Below are 20,732 nucleotides of genomic sequence, written 5' to 3'. Positions count from 1 at the left end.
CCGCGGCTGCGCGCGCGGTCACACCCCGAACGCCGCGGGATAGCGGATGACGCCGCCCGGGACGGCAGGGGAGTCGTCGAGGGGCAGGGCCATCAACGCCTCGTCGGGGACGTCGAACGACGCTCGGATGCCGAAGCTGGAGGCGCGGCGAAAGCCGAACCGCGGGTAGTAGCCGGCATGGCCAAGCACCACGACGAGTTTCTCGCCCATCGCCCGAGCCGCGGCCAGGGCCGCGCGGGTGGCGGCCGAGCCGGCGCCGGTGCGCTGGAAGTCGGGCAGCACCGAGCACGGCGCCAGCGCGAGGGTGGGCTCGTCCCCGACGTGGCAGCGGGTGAGCAGCGCGTGACCCACCGGACGCCCGCCGGCGGTCGCGGCGATCATCGACAGCCCGTCGATCCACGCGGCCGGGTCAGCGCGGAGCGCATCGACGAGGTCGGCCTCGGCGGCGGTGGGAAAGGCCCGCAGGATGATGTCGCGGATCGCGGGGATGTCCGCGTCGGTCTCGGCGCGGGTGGTCCAGGTGGTCATGCGGTTCCTATCCGGGGCGTGGTGGCGGTGCCGCCGGGGTACAGCTCGCCGTTCAGGGCGTGGGGGACGACGGCGACGTGGTCATACCAATGGATGACCGTCCCGTCCCCGGTCACGTACGAGACGCCGATGAGGGTCGTGGAGCCCAGCTCGTCGCCGACGTAGGTCGCGGTGAGGTCGACCAGGGCCCACTCGCTGCCGGCGGGCGGCGGGTCGCCCGAAGCGGTTGTCCCCATCACCTGCTCGGTGGCATCGCGGTGAAGGAGTTCACGACGATCTCCCAGTCGCCCACGGTGACGGTCTCGCCGGGCACGGCGGGATCCTCACGGCTCTCCGCTGCACCACCGGCCGTGGTGCTGCCGCCGGCCTCGCCCGAGGCGACCACCTCGTCGTCAGTCAGCACCGAGGTGGGGGAGACGCCGGTCGCCACGACAAAGGCGATCGCGGCGACGAGCACCCCGCCCAGGGAGGCGCCGATGCCCGCGATCGCGACGCCCGTGCGCTTGCGGGTGGAGGTGACGGCGACCAGACTCAGGACGAATGCGATCAGCAGCACGACCCAGCCGAGCGGCATGATGCCGGGCACGCACGCCAGGAGGATGCCGAGCCCGGCGAGCCACAACGCGACCATTCCCAGAGTGTTGCGCGGCGTCACCGGCGCCGGCTCGGTCGCGTTCTGCGGCCATCCCTGCGGGGGAGCGGGGTGGCGGTGGGGCGCCGGCCCGGCGTGCTGGTCGTGCGCGGGCGGACGTGCCCAGGGGGAGCGGTGAGGACCCGACATGCCCTCGACGATTTCACGCTCCCGGCGAGAAGAGTCGGGCGAGGTCGGGAACGCTGCGCCCGGGCGACACCGCTGGTCGCTGTCCGCGTCTCGGATCGTCGGAACAGCGGACAATGAAACACTTAGCCTTGCTCCGTATAACTGACGCTTGTGAACTGGCGCGGCCGATCCTATAGTGGGCCTCGTTGGCGAAACATGATCCCCCCTCATCTCGCCGACCCCGCCGCGTCGCGCGGAACACGCGGACCATCCCCGGTCGCGACCCGCGCGTCGTGCGATGGAATCGCCGGCGGTCGCTGACCCCCCTTCCGCGGCCGCTGGCGGTTCACTCCCGTGGAGCGCCGAGCACCGGGCCTAGAGGCTCAGCGATTGACGAGCTTGAAGAAGGTGCTGCCTTCTCCGCTGGACTTTTTCTCCTGGTACAGCAGGGCGAGCTTCTGCGAGTCGAACTTCTCGAACCACTCGTCCCAGCTGATCTGCTCGAGCGATTCGTCGCCAGCGCCGCCGGGGAAGTCGAAGCGCAGGATGCCGGGGTCGTCGCCCTTTCCGGTGTCGCGGACGCAGGCGGGCTTGCCGCGATTGCTCTCGACCCACTTGCGGATCTCGTCGTGGTCGGTCGTGGTGGTGGACTCGGATGCCATGTCGGACACTCCTTCTGACGTGAGGCGGTGTGTCCCTTCCGATGGCACCACCGGGGGCCGCGTTCGATCAACCGGTATGGTCTGACGGCCGAAGGGCGATGGCCAGCTCAGCAGCTCGGTTCAGCAGGCTGGCTTGAGAAACGCCTTGAAGTAGCCTCCAGTCTCGTGGAGGAGCGCATCCTTACGGGACTTCGACAGCGGCCGGGGTGTGTCGGTGACGTAGACGGGCCCGTCAAAGCACTGCTCGAAGTAGATGCGAACTCGCGAGACGTGCCCCCAGTAGGTCACCACCAGGAGCGAGTCGTACCCCCGCTCGCGTGCGATGCGAGTGGCGTCAGTTGCCTCGCCCTCGGTGGTACTGACGTCCGGCTCGAAACACTCGATCTGGATACGTCGACCGTCGCGGGCGACCACCGGACTGTTCGCGCAGTAGGCGTTGATCGAAGCTGAGTAGGATTTGTCGCCGCTGGGTGATGGCTGAGAAACCAGAACTCTGTCGGCGACTCCGGTCTCGGCCAGGTGTCTGGCGTAGACATAACGGTCATCCGCTGCGCCCGCTACCACCACGACGGCGTTGACCTGACCGGGCGAATCTACTTTTGGGTAGAGAACTGCTCGTGCGGCTGTCAGTCCAGCTACGGCGATGGTTACCAGGACGACCAGCACTACAACGAGAACAACTCGGCGACGACGAGAACGGGGCCTCACGGAGTCGACCGTACGGCTGCTCACCGGGATCTAGTGAATCCTGTAAGGAGTGAGGGTGCCCTCGTCTATAGTTCCCACTTCACGCGGCATGACGTCGGCGAGGTAGCGCCTGTAGTGCCGGAATAGGCCGTTCGGCGCACACCTTCATTGCGGCACCCGTGGCAGCGTTATCGCGGTGGCGCGCAACGCCCATATCCACCCTCGGCATCTCCCCGGCCCCGGTCCTCGCCGGCGATCGCTGCCCGCGGACAGTTGACCACTAACGCGGTAGCCAGGTGGGTGGTTGCACACATGGACGACTCTGGCAGCGTGATGATTACCGACGCCACAGTCTCCGACGTGTTGTCATTCGTCGGAGTCTTCGAGACCGAGCGGTTCGGGCACCGCACGCCTCGGTCGCTCAGATGGGGCCATGGATGAGCCACCCTTAAACCGCCTGTCCCGGTAGTGGTCACCGCTTCAGGCAATGAGCACGAACCGATCCAGCAGAGACTTGTCGCGGCGCATGCGCCGCGACTACAAGCGGAGGTGCACGTGTCGATTCGATAGGCCTCAGAGGTCGCGGTCTAAGGAGGAGAGGTCGCCTCGGCCGGGAACAGTGGGTCAAGTGGCAAGGAGGTTGTGTAGCAAGGGAGGACAATTCTGCAGCCGATCCGGTGCCCGGACAAGACTCGGCCGGCGAGTCTGTAGCGGTTGGAGAAGGAGGCGAAGGACCGTCCGCAGGAGGTCGAACTGCTGCGAGCGCAAAGGACCGCGGTGGTGACGCCGGTGCATACGAAGATGGCGAAGACGACGAGACATTTCCACCCCCGGCCGTGGGCTATCCGGGTGTTGGCAGTGAGTTCAACTTCGGTGCTGTCGACCTCGGGAGAAAAGCACTAAATCTCGACGCCCCGCCGATCGAGTGTGAAGCCAGGCCTAGCGGACCAGGAGGACTCGAGAGCAGGGACGGATCGCCCAGAAGACTCGCGCGGCCGGTCGATAAAACTGCGCCCGCCACCCCGTTTCGACCAGGTGGCGAACGGAATCGGTCGGCCATTCCTAGACCCCGCCACCACTACCAATGCGGCGACTCGCTCGGAAAGGCTGCATATGGGGTGGAGCACGGAGTTGGCGGGGGACAAACCCGCGCTCGCCGTACACGCAGGGAGCGGGTTCTAGAAGCGAGTATCAGCCAGTAGCGACGGGTCGGCGGTTGACGCAAACGAGACCGAGTAGCCCAACTACGAATGCGCAGAACCGCAGCGGACCCGCCGGGTGCCGTTTCGGTGAATCCATGTTCATCGTGTGAACGACGAGTGTTGAGGCGGCCCTCAGCAAAGTAGTGTCATCGTTTGACCCGATTCGCGTCCGCTGAACCGGGTCGCTTCCGTGTGACTGGCCTCAAGGAAAGGACCCTGGAGTGGATCTGCGGGATCTGTTGTCCGTACTCCGAGCCCGCTGGATCGTCATCGTGGCTGCAACGCTCATCGGGGGTTTCTTGGCGCTGGGCATGAGCTTGCTCACCCCTCCGAGCTATCAAGCGAAGGTCCAGTTCTACGTGACCGTCGCCGGCGGGGATTCCGCTGCGGCGGCCTACCAGGGTTCGCTCGGCGCTCAGCAGCGGGTGCAGTCCTACGCTGCGCTCGTCGAGAGCACGGACATCACTCAGCGGGTGGTGGACACCGCCGGAGCTGACCTCGCCCCTTCCCAGGTGGCGAGCCAAACTACCGCCACTGCCGATGCGAAGACCGTTCTGCTCAATGTCGCGGTCACGAATTTAGACCCGCAGCGCGCACTTCAGTTGGCGGAGGGCTTCGGTGAGGTCCTCCCCGAGGCCATCAACCGCCTCGAGACCCCGGATGGCGGCGGCCCGGCGTTGGCGAAGCTCACCGTGGTCAACCCGCCCGCGTTGCCGACTTCGCCCATCGCGCCTAAAACCGAGCAGAACGTGGCGATCGGCCTCGTCCTGGGACTTCTCGCCGGCATCGGCATCGCGCTCCTCATTAACGCTTTCGATCGCAGGGTCAAATCATCGGAGCAATTGGAATCAATCGCGGGTAAGCCAGTCGTGGGGTCGATTCCGTTTCGCAAGGCGGAGGACAAAGAACAGGACGCCGAGCATATCGTTCCGTTCCGTGAAGGACACTCTCCGGCGGCGGAGTCCTTTCGGCGGCTGCGGACCAACCTGCAGTTCCTAAACGTCGACAATCCCCCACGCGTCTTTGTGCTGACCTCATCTGTGGCCACTGAGGGCAAGTCTGAAACCGCAATTAATCTCTCCCTTGCCCTCGCCGAGTCCGGTAACCGGGTCCTGTTAATCGAGGCTGATCTCCGCCGCCCCCTAGTGGTCAACTACATGTCCATGCCGGACAAGGTGGGCCTGACCAACATCCTGTCGGGTCAGGCCAAGTTCGCAGAAGTGGTGCAGGAGACCCGACACGACGGAGTGGACCTGCTGGCATGCGGCCCGTTGCCGCCCAACCCCTCCGAGCTCCTCGCCTCCGATATGGCGCGGCACCTCCTCGACGAGCTGCGCAGCAAGTATGACTACGTGATCATCGACTCGCCGCCGCTACTCCCTGTAACGGACGGCGCGTTACTTGCCAGGATCACAGATGGCGCACTGCTCGTGGTCCGCTCACATCGGACTACCGCCGATCAGGTCGCGCAGGCAGTAGACAACCTGGCGAAGGCAGACGCCATCCTCCTGGGCATCGTGACGGTCGCTAACAAGCCCGTCAAGAAGGGCTCAGTTGGATACTACGACTCGTATTACTACTCGTCCAAGAAGACCTCAGCGGCTGGGAAAAGCTAAATGTTCAAGTTCCTTCCGGTAAAGAAGACTTGTAGCCCCAGGGAGGATGTTCTATGACCAGGGATGCTCAAGCCGAACGGCTCAGAGGGCCTTTTCGTCGCCCCATTGATCTCGGCATGTCCCAGTGGATCGTCGTCGATGCCATTTTGTGGGCGGCAATGTTCGTACTTGCCCTGTGGATGCGATTCGATTTTTCGGTGGACCGGCTGGCTCAATCCCTGAGGATTGGGAACGCGTACTTAGTGCTGGCTGCGCTCATCGTGCTGACGTGGATCGTAGGCTTGTTAGTAGGGTTGTATCGTGGTCGGTTCGTTCCTGGCAGCGTTCTGGAGACCAGTGTCGTCACTTTCGTATTTTCGGCGGTCACGTTCACGGTGTTCCTCGGTCATATCATCGGTGGGCGGTACGAGGGGGTCCCACGCTCCACGTCCATCGTGACCGGAGCCTTCACTATCCTCGGCGCGCTTGTCCTCCGACTGCTCGTGCGGCGGAAAAGGCTGTTCGGTGCAGGTGGGGCTAAGGATGCGGAGCGCGCGTTGGTCTTCGGCGCCGGTGACGGCGGTCTCCAACTAGTGCGCCAGCTTCGACGTTCCGAGGTCGCGCACTTCAATCCTGTCGGGATTCTGGACGACGACGCAGGAAAGCGCCACATGGTGATCGAGGGCGTGCGCGTGCATGGTGGACGCGAAAGGCTCGAAGAAGTAGCAAAGAAGACGGGGGCTTCCACTCTCCTGCTCGCAGTGCCGAGCCTGCCCAGCGAGGAGCTTATAGACATTCGCGACCGGGCAGAAGCTGCAGGATTGCATGTCCTGGTGCTGCCGCCGCTCGATTCAATGATGAGGGGCCGGGTCGCTGCGGATGAACTTCGTGAGATCAATGTAAATGATCTGTTGGGGCGCAAACCAGCCCAGCTGAATCAGACGCAGATCGCCGAGTACCTCCGTGGAAAGCGGATCATGGTGACAGGTGCTGGGGGATCCATCGGATCTGAACTCTGCCGCCAGATAAGCAGGTTCCGGCCTGCTGAACTCATGATGCTGGACCGAGATGAATCGGGTCTCCATTCAGTTCAGCTGTCTCTTCACGATCAGGCGATGCTTGACGGTGACGACACCATCCTCGCGTCGATCCGCGACCGAAGTTCGATCCTGGAGATCTTCGCCAATCGGAAACCCCAGATAGTGTTTCATGCGGCGGCCCTCAAGCACATGCCTCTCCTCGAGCACTATCCGCTGGAAGCTCTCAAGACAAACGTTCTTGGGACACTAAACTTGCTCGAGGCAGCCTCGATGAGTGGTGTCGAGACCTTCGTCAACATTTCCACAGACAAAGCAGCCAACCCTAGCTCGGCACTGGGCACCAGTAAACGAATAGCCGAAAGACTCACCGCGGCAGAAGCTGAAAAGAATGAGCGCGCCAAGTTCGTGTCCGTTCGTTTCGGCAATGTGCTCGGTTCTCGCGGCTCAGTATTGACGGTATTCGAGAAGCAGATTAAGGATGGCGGCCCCCTCACGGTGACCGACCCTGAGGTTGACCGCTTCTTCATGACTATCCCAGAAGCCTGCCAGCTGGTACTCCAGGCAGCAGCAGTGGGGTCGAGTGGTGACACGCTCGTCTTGGATATGGGCGAGCCCATCAAGATCGCACAAGTCGCCAAGACGCTCATCGAGCAATCGGGAAAGCCCCTCGAAATTGTCTATACCGGCCTCCGTGACAACGAAAAGCTGTCGGAGGAGCTTTTCGACGACACTGAAGAACCACGGATCAGTTCGAAGCATAAAGCTTTGTCGGAAGTTCAAGTGCCCCCCCTTAGCTTTGACCTTACGGAGGTCGATGCAATAACGAACCACGATCAGGCGAGAATCTGGTTGGAACAGCACGTATACCCGCCACACAAAGTCACATCTTTCTGAGAGCGAGAATCTGCGCAGATGAGAATTACAGTAGTCGGCCTTGGGAAAATCGGTCTCCCGCTGGCCGTGCAGTTCGCCCGATCTGGGCATCAGGTGTACGGCGCGGATGTCAATCAGAATGTCGTGGAGTTGGTCAATAGCGGTGCAGAGCCATTCCCAGGCGAGTCCCATTTGGCCGAGTATCTCGCGGAGGTTGTATCAGCAGGCCATCTTGTTGCTCAGACGGATACTGCCGCCGCCGTATCGAAAAGCGATGCCGTCGTGATCGTGGTGCCGCTATTCGTAGATGAGGAGGCGCGTCCGGATTTCGGATGGATGGATACCGCCACCAGTGACATCGCACGTGGACTGCGTTCGGAAAACTCGACCCTCGTAATCTACGAGACCACCCTGCCAGTAGGCACCACAAGGACCCGGTGGAAGCCGAGACTCGAACGAGAGTCCGGCCTGACCGAGGGAACAGATTTTCATGTCGTCTTCTCCCCGGAGCGGGTGCTCACCGGGCGGGTCTTTGAAGACTTGCGCAAGTACCCCAAGTTGCTCGGTGGGCTCTCCGAGGAGGGTGCGCGCCGTGCGGGAGAGTTCTACGAGCAGGTCCTCCAGTTTGATGACCGCCCGGACCTTGAGCGAGGTAACGGGGTGTGGGATCTGGGTTCGGCGGAAGCCGCTGAAATGACGAAGCTCGCTGAGACTACTTACCGGGACGTCAACATCGGACTGGCCAACCAGTTCGGTGTGTTCGCGGCGAAGAACGGCATTGATGTTTACCAGGTCATCGAAGCGAGTAACTCGCAGCCGTACAGCCACATACACCGACCGGGAATCGCCGTTGGCGGGCATTGCATTCCCGTGTATCCGCGGTTGTACCTGTGGAACGACCCGGATGCCACCGTGGTCCGTGCTGCGCGCGAGGCCAACGCGGCGATGCCGAGCTACTCCGTGGGCCTTGCCGTTGGTGCCGCTGGCGGATCACTTGAGGGTAAGAAGGCGGTTGTTCTCGGCGCCGCTTACCGAGGCGGGGTCAAGGAGACGGCGTTCTCCGGAGTGTTCGCCACAGTGGAGGCCCTTCGGAAGGCCGGCGCCCAGGTGAGCGTCCACGACCCTATGTACTCGGACGATGAGCTACGCGGCTTCGGGTGGGAACCGTACGCCATGGGGAGCTTCGTCGACGTTGCCGTTCTGCAGGCTGATCACGCATCCTACCGAGAGCTCTCCGCTGATGACCTGCCCGGGGTGAGCATCGTCGTGGACGGTAGACGGGTCCTCGACCCCGGCCTTTTCGATTCGGTCACTTTCCTCGTCGTGGGGCGCGCGGCCGACGGAGCTGACGACTGATGGCGGTACGTGTGATGGACTCCGCCGACGTTGCGGAAACGGCAACGATCGGCGACGGATCCTCGGTGTGGCACCTCGCCCAGGTGCGCGAAGAAGCGCGAGTTGGCGAGAACTGCGTCATCGGACGAGGCGCCTACGTAGGCACCGGGGTGACGATGGGAGACAACTGCAAACTGCAGAACTACGCGCTCGTCTATGAACCGGCCGAACTCGAGGATGGTGTGTTCGTCGGACCAGCTGCGGTGTTCACCAATGACCACTACCCGCGGTCGATCTCCCCGGACGGGTCCCTCAAACGGGCAGAAGACTGGGAGCCAGTGGGCGTTACGTGTCGGACTGGTGCCTCGATCGGGGCTCGCGCTGTGTGCATTGCCCCGGTCACCATCGGGCGTTGGGCGATGGTCGCGGCAGGGTCGGTGGTTACTAGAGATGTTCCCGATTTTGCTCTCGTCGCGGGAGTTCCAGCTCGCCGCATCCGTTGGGTCGGCCGGGCAGGGGTGCCGCTTCAGAACGCCGGAAATGGAGCTTGGACGTGTCCGGAGACAGACGACCGGTTCCGTCAGTCCGGAGATACTCTGATCGAGGAGACGCAATAATGGACTTCATTCCCCCCGCTAAACCGCTTATCGGTGATGAGGAACGCGCTGCGGTTGACCGCGTAATGCGTAGCGGCATGATTGCGCAGGGGCCGGAGGTTGGGGCGTTCGAGGAGGAATTCTCAGCCCACTTCGGCTTGGGTCGAGAGTGCGTCGCGGTGAACTCCGGTACCTCGGGCCTTCACCTCGGCCTGCTTTCCAGCGGGATCGGCCCCGGTGACGAGGTCATCGTGCCGTCTTTCACCTTCGCGGCGACCGCCAACTCCGTCGCGCTCACCGGAGCGACGCCGGTGTTCGCGGACATTGATCCCGGCTCTTTCTGCCTTTCTCCGGCAGCGGTCGAGGCCGCGATCACCGATCGTACCCGGGCGATCATGCCGGTCCACCTCTACGGCCATCCGGCAGACATGCCGACCTTCCTTCGCCTTGCAGAGTCCCGCGGCCTTGAGGTTTTCGAGGATGCGGCTCAGGCGCACGGCGCATCTCTTGACGGCACTCCGGTCGGGGCCTTCGGCCGGTTTGGCATGTTCTCGCTCTACCCGACGAAGAACATGACCTCTGGCGAGGGAGGCATGGTCTCGGTCGGGGACGCCGAAACCGGTCGAAAGTTGCGGCTATACCGCAACCAGGGCATGGAGAAGCAGTACCACAATGAGCTAGTTGGTCTGAACAACCGGATGACTGACATTCATGCCGCGATCGGGCGGGTACAGCTCACCAAGGTCGACGCTTGGACGGAGGCCCGTCGGGCGAACGCAGCGTACCTCGACGCAAACCTCGAGGGAGTCGTAGTGCCGCCGGTGGCGGCCGGCGCAAAGCACGTCTATCACCAGTACACGGTGAGAATCTCAGAAGATCGAGACGGTTTCGCTGCCGCGCTCAAGAACGAATTCGGCGTGGGGTCAGGGATGTTCTATCCGGTGCCGAACCACTTGCTCGCCCCGTTTGCTGCAGAGGTTGATCTGCCGGAGACAGCGTTAGCGGCGCGGCAGTGCTTGTCGCTCCCGGTGCACCCGTCGGTTGGCGTGGCGGAACTGGACAGGATCGTCACGGCAGTCAACAAGCTTGCAAAGGCAGGGAGCTGACATGGCGAAACTCAGAGCGGGACTCGTTGGCCTGGGAATGATGGGGCGTCACCACGCGCGTGTGCTCGGTTCGCTCGACGGTGTCGACCTTGTGGCTGTCGCCGATCCAGATGGAGACAAGTTCGGCGCCGCCAACGGGCGGCGGCTAGTTTCTTCAGTCACTGAGCTCATCGAGCAGGGCATCGACTACTGCATGGTTGCTGTGCCGACAGGCCTCCACGAGGAGGTGGCCTTGGAACTCGCAGAGGCGGGAGTCCACGCGATCATCGAGAAGCCGCTGGCGCATGACACCGCATCCTCTGAGCGCATCGTGGCGGCCTTTGAAAAGGCCGGACTTGTGGGCGGAGTCGGGCACATCGAACGGTATAACCCTGCGCTTCAGCAGGCGCGGTCTCGGATCGAGAATGGTGATCTCGGAGAGATTTACCAGGTTGCGACCCGCCGACAGGGTCCCTTCCCCGGTCGGATCGCGGACGTAGGAGTGGTGAAGGACCTTGGGACTCACGACATCGACCTCACTGCATGGGTGACGCAACGGCAGTATCTCAGTATATCTGCCCAGACGGGCTTCAAGTCCGGCCGACAGCACGAAGATCTGGTCGCGGCTGTCGGCAAGTTGACTGGCGGGGCAGTGACGAACCACCTAGTTAACTGGCTGTCTCCGCTTAAAGAGCGCACCACGGTCATCACTGGAGAGAAGGGTGCATTCGTGGCGGATACGCTCACGGCAGATCTTACCTTCTTCGCCAATGGGCAGATCGAGACGACGTGGAATGAAATTTCACAGTTCCGGGGCGTGTCGGAGGGGGACGTCATTAGGTACGCCTTCCCAAAGCCAGAGCCACTACGGACGGAGCACGAGAGCTTTCGAGATGCGATCCAACAAGGGGAGATGCGGAATATAGTCACCTTTGCCCAAGGGTTGGCAACTGTAAGGGTGGCGGAAGCGGCGCTAGAGTCGGCTCTCCGCAACGAGACGGTTGTAGTTGCGTAAGTGGAGAGGTGCTTAAGCAACTGTCGGACACTCGGACTACATCGTGAATAAAGCGAGAGAGCCTCTATCCAAGTCTGCTGGTTCCGTAAGCGACGAACTGAATGGCTTGGGGAAACCTAAGAGCACCGAAATCGCCGCAATGGTCGTTCTTTACCTCGCATTCGTAGCCGGCGATAACAAGCTTTCGTCCATAATTTCTGCTGCGCCCGACATCGAGCTTCGAGCGGTCGGAGTCGTTCTGGTCCTAATCCTCACTTTGGTTAGAGGGAATGGACGCTCCCGAATGGGCGGAGGCTATTGGCTATTCTTTAGTGCCGTGTGGCTGGGATACTTACTGCTCTCTACCCGGTGGGCGCCGATGAATGTTTCGAGCTATCGCAGCGCGACGGCTGAATTGCTCTGGCTGGCCGTAATGGCGTCTTTGGCGGTCCTTACAATTGGCCTCACTAAGTATGGCAGTCAAGTACATCTGTGGTGGAGCGCCTACGGAGTTGGCATTCTTTTTGCGCTTGCTGGTCTAGCTTCGGGAGCGGGCAGCCAAGGGCGTTTTTCGGCATTCGGCGGGGGGCCCAACACGTTTGTTCGGGTAGTCTTTATTGGCTTACTGGCGGCCGTAGTGCTCGCGATATATCGAGGCCAAGCACGGTATCTCATCCCAGTACCACTGCTCGTCGTGGCCGTGCTCTTGTCAGGAAGCCGCGGTGGGTTAGTAGCTTCGGCGCTAGCGACGCTATTTTTGCTTGGCGCGATTTACCGCAGGATCGGATTGCGCGCTATCGTATTATCAATCGCCGGAGTCGGCGCAGCGCTGGGACTGCTTGCCTTTGGCAGCCCACTGGGCAACGAGGTGAGGAAGCTTCTCGCGCAGCGAGTGGTTACCGAGGCAATCGGCGAGGGGAATCTCTCAGGTCGATCGGGGCTCTACGCCGAAGCTATTCGCGTTTTTCTTGAGAATCCGTTATTTGGGGTCGGCGCTTCCGGGTTCGCTCAAGTACAGACCGTCATCAGCGGGGAAAGCCACGCGCACAATCTTATTCTGTCGACTCTCGCCGAGGGCGGGGTTTTGGGAGGCGCCGTTCTCGCTCTCGCTTTTTACGCTTGCTCGCGCCGGCTCCAGTTCGGAGGTAAAGCGTCGATACTGGCGGTTGGCGCCTCGGCAGGGGCCGTATTTATTTTCGTAGCAGCGCAGTTTTCAGGGTATTACTTTGACTTCCGGCTTTTCTTCCTCTTTGTGGCGCTGGCCGGATCGTCGTCGATCGTAGCGAAAAGCGAATCGAGGAATGATGAAGCCGCGTAATCTCAGTGCAGCCGGGGGCCTCGTCGTAGGCTCACTGACCGCAGCGGCGGGCGCTTTCATCGTTAACATACTATCTGCGCGAATGTTAGGTCCCGAGTTGCGGGGCAGCCTAGCTTTGGTCCTGCAGCTCTCATACTTTATTTCGCCATTTCTTCTGCTAGGCGCCGAGAAAAGAATCCTGCGTTCCGGGAAAGACGCTTCACCGAAAGACGCGCCGCCTTACAACTCGATTCTGATCGTAGCGCTCATAGCGACGCCAGCGTGCCTTATTGCGGCCGGTCCGGGCGGCCTCTTGGCGGTCCCAATTTCCATTGTCGCAGTAATGTTCGCTTATGTAAGGGCTTGGAACGTTGCTAGAAGCGCGGTTCGATCTTACGTAATACCCTTTGTTTGCTACCAGGCTTCGGTGGTAATCGGCGCGTTAGCGTTGTTCTTTGGTGGCGTAGATCGTTGGGAAGTGTGGGCGGCTGTCTACATTTTGCCCGGCGTCTTCATTGCTGTTTGGAACGTGCGTAAACTCCTTTGGCGGTCCCGGAAGCCACTTGCCGGGCTATGGAGCACTCTTAGGGGCAATAAAAACTACATGCTTGCTTCAGTTAGCGTGATTGCTACTACTCGCTTCGAGCGACTGTTGCTACCTATTCTCGCTAATCCGCGCGAGCTCGGCCTTTATATTGTGGTAGCTACTGCTTCAGAGCCTCTATTCTGGTTTGCTCAGGCGCTTTCGGATATTCGGGTAGGAGCGGGAAAGGCAAGTGCGTTCTCGCGACGCGCGTTTGCAATAGACATTCTGCTATTCGGCTCGGTAGGTGCGATCGGCGGAGTTGCAATCAACTATTTATTGGTTCCGGTGTTCGGCGAAGCGTACGAAGAGTCTCGGGCGCTAATCGCACCCCTAATCTTGGCAAGTATTATCTTGGCGTTGTATAGACAGTTATCCGGAAAGGTGCTCCTCGGGCGGTCGAGCCGCGCCTTTGCAGCTTCGGAAGTAGTTACAGGCATTCAGGCAGTTATAGTTTATTCTTGTTTCTTGCTAGTCTTCCCGTCTGCGCTTGGTGCCGCTTGGGGAAGCGTCGCCGTATATAGCATAGCCATAGTCGTTCTGGCGATCTTTGGTTTTCGAAAACCGTCGACATAACCGCATTAGAGTGCGGATGTTTTGCGCCCGCCTCAAGGGGGCCGAATTTAAGATTCGGACATTCTGACGTTTAGCAGTTGGGGTGTCACGGCTTTTTATTTACTTGATTTGGAAGAAGTTGTCGCCGGAATAGGAGTACCCACTGGGACTATCTGACAGTCGACGACCACTCACGCCTGACCTACTCGGAAATCCGCCCCGTCGAAAAGCGCGCGACCTGCGCGAACTTCCTGCGCCGGGCCGCCGCCTACTTCGCCGACAAGGGCATCACGCGCATCGAGCGGGTCTTGACCGACAACGCCTTCGCCTACCGCCACTCAGCTGACGTGAAACGCGTCTGCGCTCCGGTACTTCGATTCCGGGGACTCGGTACTGCTCAGGATGGTCTGCTCGAGGTGAGGCGGCGCGACCGCGCCGTCTTTTCCTATTTGAGGAGGCTGAATGGCCGACTACCACGCCATCATGATGTTGGCGCTGGCCGGGCATAGCTACAGCGAAATCGTCGCCGCCGTCGGGTGCTCGCGGCGGGAGATCGCGGCGGTGAAGAAGACGATCACCGCGTACGGCATCACCGCAGGGCAGGCGGCGTCGATGAACCCGGCCGAGATCGCCGGGATGTTTCCCGACGGACGCAAGCGCATCTCGGAGGATTCGCCAAACCAGCTTTTGATCGGGTTCTGGCGTCGATGAAGTTCAACCGGCACTTCGCCATCCAACAGGCCTGGGGCAAGTACCTGGCCGACCCCGCCGGGGCGGGCAAGAAGTACGGGTACTCGCAGTACTGCGCCCTGTTCGCCGCGCATGCCCGCATCAAGGACGTCGTGGCCACGCTGCATCACGCACCCGGCAGAACGATGCTGGTCGACTGGGCCGGCGACACCCTCGACGTTCTCGACGCGGTCACTGGTCAGGTCACCAGGCTGTACTTGTTCGTGGCGGTGCTGCCGTACTCCGGTGCGGTGTTCTGCCGCGGCTTCACGGATATGAATATTCGTCTCACTGGGGGCCATCGCTATTGCCTTCGAGGGCCAGTGGCCGGAAACGTGGATATTGCGCTTGGGGGCCAGCAGTAGCGTCCGTGGGGGCCACCGGTCCTTAGGCTCCTTCCGCCGCGTGTAGAGGGCACGTGGCGGAAGGAGCAATCCGTGACTGTACGGAAGATCAGGGCGAAGCTTGTGTTGCAGCTTCGCTCCGAGGGACTGTCCGGGCGGGCGATCGCCGCCTCGCAGGGCATGTCCCGCAAGAGCATCACGGCGGTGCTGGAGGCCGCCGATGCGACCGAGACGAGCTGGGACGACGTCGCCGAGCTGACTGATGAGCAGGTGTACGCCCGCCTGTTCCCGGGCCGCGGGGAGCACGAGAGCGTGTTCGCCCAGCCGGACTGGGAGCAGGTTCACCGGGAGATGGCGCGGGTCGGGGTCACGCTGAAGCTCCTGCACAGCGAGTACACCGACCAGTGCAGCGCCTCGAAGGCACCGGCGATGGGATATGACCGGTGGTGCAAGACCTACCAGCGGCACGTGATGGTCACCGGCGCCGCTTCGCGGGTTGGCCACAAGGCCGCCCAGACGGTCGAGGTCGACTGGTCCGGTCCGACGATGGAGCTGACCGACCCGGTCACCGGCACGGCGACGAAGGTGTACCTGTTCGTTGGGTGCCTGCCGTTCAGCCGGTACGCGTTCGTCTATCCGGCGACCGATATGCAGCAGGACGCGTGGCTGCGGGCGCACGTGGCGATGTTCGAGAACTTCGGTGGCTCGGTACCGCGGATCGTGTGCGACAACCTCAAAACCGGGGTGGTCAAGCACCCCCGCGACGGGGAGATCGTCTTGAACGACGCGTACCGGGAGATGGCCGCTCACTACTCCGCAGCCGTTTTACCAGGGCGTATCCGGCGCCCCAAGGACAAATCTGGGGCCGAGAACACCGTTTTGCATGTGGCGACGTGGGTGATCGCCGGACTGCGGGACCGGAAGTTCGCCTCGCTGCCCGAGCTGGCTGCGGTGATCGGTGAGCGGATGGATGCCTACAACCGCGAGCCCTTCCAGAAACGCCCCGGCTCAAGACTCGGCGTGTTCACCGCGGAGGAGCAGCCGCTGCTGACGCCGCTGCCGGCGGTGGCGTACGAGATCAGCCGGTGGCTCTACGGCCGCCGCGTGGGCCGCAACGGGCACGTGGTGGTCGAGCGCAACTTCTACTCGGCCCCACTGGCGCATATCGGCACGAAGGTCGACGTTCGGATCACCGCCCGAACGCTGGAGATCTATCGCGGCACCGAGCGCCTCTCCTCCCACCTGCTGCTGCCGGAGAGCGCCTCGGGCCAGTACCGCACCAACGACGCCGACCTGCCAGCTGGCGAGCGGTACCAGCCGTGGGATGCGCCGCGGGTACGCCAGTGGGCCGAGCGGGTGGGGCCGGCGGCGGTGATCGTGGTCAACCGGATCTTCGAAGCCGTCCCGGTCGACGAACAAGGTCTCGACGCCGCCCTGGCGGTACTGCGCCTTTCTCGCCGTTTCTCGGCCGAGCGGGTCGAAGCCGCGTGCGCCCTGGCGCTGACCGGCCCGGTGCGCTCGCCCCGGTACGCGCACATCCAACCGATCCTGGTCACCGGTCAGGACAAGACCGCGGCCCTGCGACCAGCACAAGAAGCACCCGCTGAGGTCGGCGGCTACGTGCGCGGCGCCGACTACTACGCCGGAGGCACGCGATGAGCGCCATCGATATCGAGACCAAACGCAAGCTCCGCGAGATGGGCGCCCAGCCCCTGCTGGAGGCTATCGAGGCCCAACACGAGGACCACGTTCTCGGGATGAGCTTCCATGAGCGGCTGCAGCTGGTCGTCGACCACGCCCACGAGAGCTTCAACCACTCCAAAGTCGACGGCCTGATCCGGCGAGCAGGCCTTCGGTACCCGAGCGCTGACCTGCGGCGAGTGGACCTGATCGGCGAGCGCGGCCTGAACCGGGCCGTGCTCGCCCAGCTGGCCACCTGCTCATTCATCGATCGCCAGCAGAACGTCGTGTTCCAGGGGTTCACCGGCTCGGGCAAGTCCTACCTCGGATGCGCCCTGGCCAAGCAGGCCTGCACCCACCGGTACCGGGCGCACTACATCCGGATGCCCGACCTGGAAGAGGTCTGGGCGCTGGCGAAAGACCGACCGCAGGGGCAGACGAAGTTCCTGAAGAAGTACGCCGCCTTCTCGCTGCTGGTCATCGACGAATGGCTCCTCGACCACCCCGATGAGGCGATGCGCAGCATGCTGCTCGAACTGCTCGAGCGCCGCTACGACACCGGCTCCACCGTCTTCTGCACCCAGTACGCGAAGAAGGACTGGCACCAGCGGCTCGGCTCCGGGGTCCACGCCGACGCGATCATGGACCGCATCGTCCACAGCGCCATCTGGATCGACACCGGCACCCACAACATGCGCGAGCACGCCGCAGCGCACCAGTAGCGAAAACCCCGGCGGGGGGCCGGTGGCCCCGACAGTCGCGATCACCGGCCCCCAACGGCAATACTGCTGGCCCCCGAACGCAATATCCGGTGGCCCCCAACCCTCCAAATACTCAGATATGAAGTCGCCGACCTGGATCGATGCCCACGTGGCGGCTTTCTTGTTCTACGGCGGGGTTCCGCAGATGGTGGTGCCCGACAATCCGACGACCGCCACTCATCGGCAGAAGAAGGGAGAGGCGGCCCGGGCGGTCAACGTCCGCTACCAGCAATTAGCCGATCACTACGGCACGGCGAGCGTGCCGGCTCGGGTGCACAAACCCCGCGACAAGGCGGCCGTGGAATCGGCCGTGGAAGTGATCAACAAGCGCGTCATCGGCTACCTCGCCGAAGAGGTCTGGACCACCTTCGAGGCCCTAAACGCCGCGATTACCGAGCGAGTCGCGGAAATCAACACCGCGATCCGCCGGGCTGACGGGACGACTCGGTGGGAGCTGTTCGAATCCGACGAAGCACCGCTGCTGGGCGCCCTGCCTGACGATGGGTTCGCCACGGTGGAGTGGAAACAGCTCAAGATGGGACGGAACTATAACGTGTCCTGCGATTCGCAGTACTACTCGGTGCCGTACACCTTCGCCGGTCAGCTGCTGCGAGTCCGGTTGACCGCGCAGTCGGTGACGATCTTCGATGGCGATCAGGTCGTCTGCGAGCACCCCAGGCGCCACGGCCGCAAAGGCCAGTACTCCACGGTGCTCGCCCACGCCCCAAAGGCGCATCAGGGCATCGACTGGCTCTGGTCACGGAAGTGGTTCACCGATCGTGCTCGCGGGTTCGGCCCCGCCACCGAGCAGGTGATCGCCCAGATGCTAGATCGTCACGTGATCGAGGCGCAAGGATATCTGGACTGCCAGAACATCCTCGAGACCCTGGGCAAGCGCAGTCGCCAGCGGCTCGAGGCGGCCTGCCAAGTGCTCCTCAACCAGAACGGCGCCGGTAGTTACAGCGTGCTCAAACGCGTCATGGCCACCATCGACTCCGACGGCAAGGCGCCCCGGCCTGTGGTGCCAGCGGCGGCCACACGAAAACCCGCACCACCGGCCGGGGCCCGAAACGACGGCGCGATCCAAGTCCGCTCGGCTGATCACTATGCGCGCGGCCGTGCCGGCGGTGAGGCGTGATGCTCACCGAGATCGATCACCAGAAGTTCCGCAGCCTGCGCATCACGCACGTGGCCACCCGGTTCGAGGAGCTCATTAGCGATGAGGCCAAGGTGTCCGCGTACAGGGTGACGTGTCGTGCGGCGTACAAGCTCACGTGTCGGTGTCCGGCTGGGGTTTATGGTGCCGGTTCTTCGGCGGTGCTGACAAGGTCTGCCCGGTCTTTGAGCCGGTAGGACGGACCGTTGATGGCGATGACCTCGCAGTGGTGCAGGAACCGGTCCAGGATGGCGGTGGCCAGGACCTCGTCTCCCAGGACAGTGCCCCATTCGGCGAAGGTTTTGTTGCTGGTGATGATCGTCGAGCCCTTCTCGTAGCGGCGTGAGACCAGCTGGAAGAACATGTTGGCCTCTGCGCGGTTGAGTGGGAGATAGCCGACTTCGTCAATGACCAGCAGTGACGGTCGGGCCAGGCTGGAGAGTTGCTTGGGCAGGGTGCCGAGGCTGTCGGCCTTGCGCAGCTTGCGGACCAGGTCGTCGAGGGTGGTGTAGTAGATCGAGTGACCGGCCCGGCATGCAGTCACTGCCAGTGCCACGGCGATGTGGGTCTTGCCCACGCCGGGCGGGCCGAGCAGAGCGATGTTGGCTTTGCGTTCGACGAACTCCATCGCCGCGAGATCCTTCAAGCGCCTGGCATCGACGCCAGGTTGGAACGCGAAGTCGAAGTCTTCCAAGGTCTTGTGGTGAGGCAGCCCGGAGAGCTTGAGCGCGTTGCGGAACCGGCCCGACTCCCGGTGGGTGACCTCCTCCTCGAGCAGCTGGTCGAGAAAGTCCAGGTAGCCCAGTTGCGACTGCTCGGCTCGGGTCGCGGCGTCAGCGGCGCTGGCGGCCATGTGCGGCAGCTTGAGCCGCTGCGCGGCGGCAGTGATCCGACTGATGACGAACTCGCTCACGACGCCTCACTCGCCATCAGCTCGTAGGACGCCAACGGCCGCCGGATATCGGGAACCGGGTCCATCGAGGCCAGATAGTGCGCCAGCACCGAGGACGATTCCTCCGGCCTGGCAGATGCCCCGGCCCGGTCGGGCTCGGTGTGACAGACGGCGCGGCCGGCCCCGTCGGGCAGGCCGTCCCAGTGGGTGGGGTCGATGATCCACTCGTGGGACCGGCCGCCACGCCGATGGACCGCCAGCTCCTGGGCGGGGTCCTCCAGGCGGCAGACTGTGATGCGGTTGGCTGTGGCGCGGACCAGGACCTTCTGCCTCGCCGTCACCTGGGAGGCAGGAACCGAGTAGTGGTCGGACTCGAACGAGATCAGACAGTCCTTGCCCACCGTGCGCACGTGCTCATCGAAGATCTCGTACTCCGTAGCCGGAAGCGGGCCCAGTGCGGCGTGATCGGTTGCGGCGGCCTCGGCGATGACTTGCCCGTGCGTGCGATGGACTTGGCCGCGGCGGATCTTCACCCACCGGGCGAACGCGGCATCGGCATCGCCGACCGAGCGGAACCGGCGACCGGCCACGACGTGGTCACGCACGATATCGACCTGCCGCTCCACCCGGCCCTTGCCGGTGGGCCGGTAGGCGGCCAACACATCGATGTCGTACCCGTAGTGGCCGGCGAACGCGGTGGCTGCGGCGGTGACCGGGACTGCCTTGCCCGGGGCCACGTGGCGGCGCACCACGGTCTTGAGGCGGTCGTAGACGATCGCTGCCGGGACTCCGCTGAAGTGGTCGAAGGCCCGCCGGTGGCAGTCGAAGAACGTCGCGGCATCCATCGAGGTCACGAAGCAGCAGAACGGATCTCGCGAGTACGACAGCGTCATGTGGAACGAGTAGACGCGCACGCCGGTGCCCAGCAGGTCCCCCTCATCGCCCCAGTCGACCTGGGCCTGAGCCCCGGGCAGGGTGGCAATGCGCCGGTGCAGACTCCCCGCTCCGGGTTCGTCGAGGCCGAGCTCGGCGCGGATCTGAGGGCGGCGGGAGCGGCAGTAGGTTTTGACCCGCTGATAGTGCACATGCACGTCGTGCTCGTCGGCGAGACGCTCGCAGATCACGGTGGCCTTGAGGTCGATGCAGGCTCGCAGCATCGCATCGATCAGCGCTGCGATTACCTCGGTGATGGCCACCTTCTGCGTGCCCTTGCGCGAGGGCGCCGACGGGGGCGCCGTCGGGGAATCCTCGGCCAGGTACTTGCGTACCGTGCGCCAGTCACAGCCGCACTCGCGACCGATCTCGGCGTACGTCATGCCGGTGGCATGCAGCTGTTTGAAACGTCGGATATTCATCCAGGACTCCTGATCCAGGATCA

Annotated in this window: 20 protein-coding genes and 1 pseudogene; 14 read left to right on the top strand and 7 right to left on the bottom strand. The window is 63.0% G+C overall.

The genetic code is table 11. From position 1 onward, the window contains the following. Window positions 1-18 precede the first annotated feature (18 nt). The 5 genes from A6035_RS13185 to A6035_RS13165 all read right to left on the bottom strand — a co-directional run bounded on the left by A6035_RS13185 (window position 19) and on the right by A6035_RS13165 (window position 2,616). Complete coding sequence (locus tag A6035_RS13185) at window positions 19-528, bottom strand: GNAT family N-acetyltransferase (RefSeq protein ID WP_108848154.1); 510 nt, start codon at window positions 526-528, stop codon at window positions 19-21. Next, the gene (locus tag A6035_RS13180; RefSeq protein ID WP_108848153.1) at window positions 525-764 is read right to left on the bottom strand and encodes a hypothetical protein; all 240 of its coding nucleotides are present in this window, start codon (window positions 762-764) and stop codon (window positions 525-527) included. The genes A6035_RS13185 and A6035_RS13180 overlap by 4 nt, the downstream gene beginning before the upstream one ends. Beyond that, entirely contained in the window at window positions 764-1,309 is a 546-nt protein-coding gene (locus A6035_RS13175) for a hypothetical protein (RefSeq protein ID WP_159149684.1), read from the bottom strand. The genes A6035_RS13180 and A6035_RS13175 overlap by 1 nt, the downstream gene beginning before the upstream one ends. 362 nt (window positions 1,310-1,671) lie before the next feature. Then, window positions 1,672-1,950 (bottom strand): hypothetical protein, encoded by a 279-nt coding sequence (locus A6035_RS13170; RefSeq protein WP_108848151.1) that lies wholly within the window; start codon window positions 1,948-1,950, stop codon window positions 1,672-1,674. Between the two features lie 120 nt (window positions 1,951-2,070). Further along, window positions 2,071-2,616 carry an ElyC/SanA/YdcF family protein gene (locus tag A6035_RS13165; RefSeq protein ID WP_235026655.1) on the bottom strand — a complete coding sequence of 182 codons (546 nt, stop codon included), beginning with the start codon at window positions 2,614-2,616 and terminating at the stop codon, window positions 2,071-2,073. 1,444 nt (window positions 2,617-4,060) lie between these two features. Between A6035_RS13165 and A6035_RS13160 the strand changes: the two genes are divergently transcribed. The 14 genes and pseudogenes from A6035_RS13160 to A6035_RS13105 all read left to right on the top strand — a co-directional run bounded on the left by A6035_RS13160 (window position 4,061) and on the right by A6035_RS13105 (window position 18,444). After that, window positions 4,061-5,455, top strand: coding sequence for a tyrosine-protein kinase domain-containing protein (locus tag A6035_RS13160; RefSeq protein WP_108848150.1), 1,395 nt, complete (start codon window positions 4,061-4,063; stop codon window positions 5,453-5,455). Window positions 5,456-5,508: 53 nt separating this feature from the next. Beyond that, a complete protein-coding gene (locus tag A6035_RS13155) occupies window positions 5,509-7,368 on the top strand; it encodes a polysaccharide biosynthesis protein (RefSeq protein ID WP_108848149.1) in 1,860 nt (619 codons plus the stop codon). A gap of 18 nt (window positions 7,369-7,386) precedes the next feature. After that, entirely contained in the window at window positions 7,387-8,703 is a 1,317-nt protein-coding gene (locus tag A6035_RS13150; protein WP_108848148.1) for a nucleotide sugar dehydrogenase, read from the top strand. A 14-nt stretch (window positions 8,704-8,717) separates the two neighbouring features. Then, entirely contained in the window at window positions 8,718-9,299 is a 582-nt protein-coding gene (locus A6035_RS13145) for an acyltransferase (RefSeq protein ID WP_235026656.1), read from the top strand. Then, window positions 9,299-10,384 carry a DegT/DnrJ/EryC1/StrS family aminotransferase gene (locus tag A6035_RS13140; protein ID WP_108848146.1) on the top strand — a complete coding sequence of 362 codons (1,086 nt, stop codon included), beginning with the start codon at window positions 9,299-9,301 and terminating at the stop codon, window positions 10,382-10,384. The genes A6035_RS13145 and A6035_RS13140 overlap by 1 nt, the downstream gene beginning before the upstream one ends. Before the next feature lies 1 nt (window position 10,385). Next, entirely contained in the window at window positions 10,386-11,378 is a 993-nt protein-coding gene (locus A6035_RS13135; RefSeq protein ID WP_108848145.1) for a Gfo/Idh/MocA family protein, read from the top strand. A gap of 43 nt (window positions 11,379-11,421) precedes the next feature. Then, on the top strand, window positions 11,422-12,675 hold the full coding sequence (locus A6035_RS13130) for an O-antigen ligase family protein (RefSeq protein WP_162534002.1): 1,254 nt from the start codon (window positions 11,422-11,424) through the stop codon (window positions 12,673-12,675). A gap of 406 nt (window positions 12,676-13,081) precedes the next feature. Further along, window positions 13,082-13,813, top strand: a complete 732-nt coding sequence (locus A6035_RS18280; RefSeq protein WP_159149475.1) for a polysaccharide biosynthesis protein — start codon at window positions 13,082-13,084, stop codon at window positions 13,811-13,813. 110 nt (window positions 13,814-13,923) lie between these two features. After that, window positions 13,924-14,133 (top strand): annotated as a pseudogene (locus tag A6035_RS13125) (IS481 family transposase); the annotation flags it as partial. 121 nt (window positions 14,134-14,254) lie between these two features. Beyond that, window positions 14,255-14,503 (top strand): helix-turn-helix domain containing protein, encoded by a 249-nt coding sequence (locus A6035_RS18795; protein ID WP_244192440.1) that lies wholly within the window; start codon window positions 14,255-14,257, stop codon window positions 14,501-14,503. Then, window positions 14,500-14,886, top strand: a complete 387-nt coding sequence (locus A6035_RS18790) for a hypothetical protein (RefSeq protein WP_244192439.1) — start codon at window positions 14,500-14,502, stop codon at window positions 14,884-14,886. The genes A6035_RS18795 and A6035_RS18790 overlap by 4 nt, the downstream gene beginning before the upstream one ends. Window positions 14,887-14,958: 72 nt before the next feature. Next, window positions 14,959-16,524 carry an IS21 family transposase gene (gene istA / locus A6035_RS13115; protein WP_108848143.1) on the top strand — a complete coding sequence of 522 codons (1,566 nt, stop codon included), beginning with the start codon at window positions 14,959-14,961 and terminating at the stop codon, window positions 16,522-16,524. Further along, a complete protein-coding gene (locus tag A6035_RS13110; protein ID WP_108848142.1) occupies window positions 16,521-17,267 on the top strand; it encodes an ATP-binding protein in 747 nt (248 codons plus the stop codon). The genes istA (A6035_RS13115) and A6035_RS13110 overlap by 4 nt, the downstream gene beginning before the upstream one ends. Window positions 17,268-17,385: 118 nt before the next feature. Then, window positions 17,386-18,444, top strand: a complete 1,059-nt coding sequence (locus A6035_RS13105) for a Mu transposase domain-containing protein (protein ID WP_244192438.1) — start codon at window positions 17,386-17,388, stop codon at window positions 18,442-18,444. Window positions 18,445-18,601: 157 nt separating this feature from the next. Here A6035_RS13105 and istB read toward each other — a convergent pair whose 3' ends face one another. Together istB and istA (A6035_RS13090) are read right to left on the bottom strand one after the other, a co-directional pair. Then, on the bottom strand, window positions 18,602-19,375 hold the full coding sequence (gene istB, locus A6035_RS13095) for an IS21-like element helper ATPase IstB (protein ID WP_162533965.1): 774 nt from the start codon (window positions 19,373-19,375) through the stop codon (window positions 18,602-18,604). After that, window positions 19,372-20,709, bottom strand: coding sequence for an IS21 family transposase (istA, locus tag A6035_RS13090; RefSeq protein ID WP_108846178.1), 1,338 nt, complete (start codon window positions 20,707-20,709; stop codon window positions 19,372-19,374). Before istA (A6035_RS13090) ends, istB begins: the two co-directional genes overlap by 4 nt. Window positions 20,710-20,732 lie beyond the last annotated feature (23 nt).

The sequence above is a fragment of the Dietzia lutea genome (assembly GCF_003096075.1).
Lineage (GTDB): Bacteria > Actinomycetota > Actinomycetes > Mycobacteriales > Mycobacteriaceae > Dietzia > Dietzia lutea.
Note: the sequence above shows the minus strand (reverse complement) of the source record. Positions and strands in the feature narration are given on the sequence as shown.

Coding starts and splice junctions, on each gene's coding strand:
- A6035_RS13185 (WP_108848154.1), bottom strand. CDS start 528: ATGACCACCTGGACCACCCGCGCCGAGACCGACGCGGACATCCCCGCG.
- A6035_RS13180 (WP_108848153.1), bottom strand. CDS start 764: ATGGGGACAACCGCTTCGGGCGACCCGCCGCCCGCCGGCAGCGAGTGG.
- A6035_RS13175 (WP_159149684.1), bottom strand. CDS start 1,309: ATGTCGGGTCCTCACCGCTCCCCCTGGGCACGTCCGCCCGCGCACGAC.
- A6035_RS13170 (WP_108848151.1), bottom strand. CDS start 1,950: ATGGCATCCGAGTCCACCACCACGACCGACCACGACGAGATCCGCAAG.
- A6035_RS13155 (WP_108848149.1), top strand. CDS start 5,509: ATGACCAGGGATGCTCAAGCCGAACGGCTCAGAGGGCCTTTTCGTCGC.
- A6035_RS13150 (WP_108848148.1), top strand. CDS start 7,387: ATGAGAATTACAGTAGTCGGCCTTGGGAAAATCGGTCTCCCGCTGGCC.
- A6035_RS13145 (WP_235026656.1), top strand. CDS start 8,718: ATGGACTCCGCCGACGTTGCGGAAACGGCAACGATCGGCGACGGATCC.
- A6035_RS13140 (WP_108848146.1), top strand. CDS start 9,299: ATGGACTTCATTCCCCCCGCTAAACCGCTTATCGGTGATGAGGAACGC.
- A6035_RS13135 (WP_108848145.1), top strand. CDS start 10,386: ATGGCGAAACTCAGAGCGGGACTCGTTGGCCTGGGAATGATGGGGCGT.
- A6035_RS18795 (WP_244192440.1), top strand. CDS start 14,255: ATGGCCGACTACCACGCCATCATGATGTTGGCGCTGGCCGGGCATAGC.
- A6035_RS18790 (WP_244192439.1), top strand. CDS start 14,500: ATGAAGTTCAACCGGCACTTCGCCATCCAACAGGCCTGGGGCAAGTAC.
- A6035_RS13110 (WP_108848142.1), top strand. CDS start 16,521: ATGAGCGCCATCGATATCGAGACCAAACGCAAGCTCCGCGAGATGGGC.
- A6035_RS13105 (WP_244192438.1), top strand. CDS start 17,386: ATGAAGTCGCCGACCTGGATCGATGCCCACGTGGCGGCTTTCTTGTTC.
- istA (WP_108846178.1), bottom strand. CDS start 20,709: ATGAATATCCGACGTTTCAAACAGCTGCATGCCACCGGCATGACGTAC.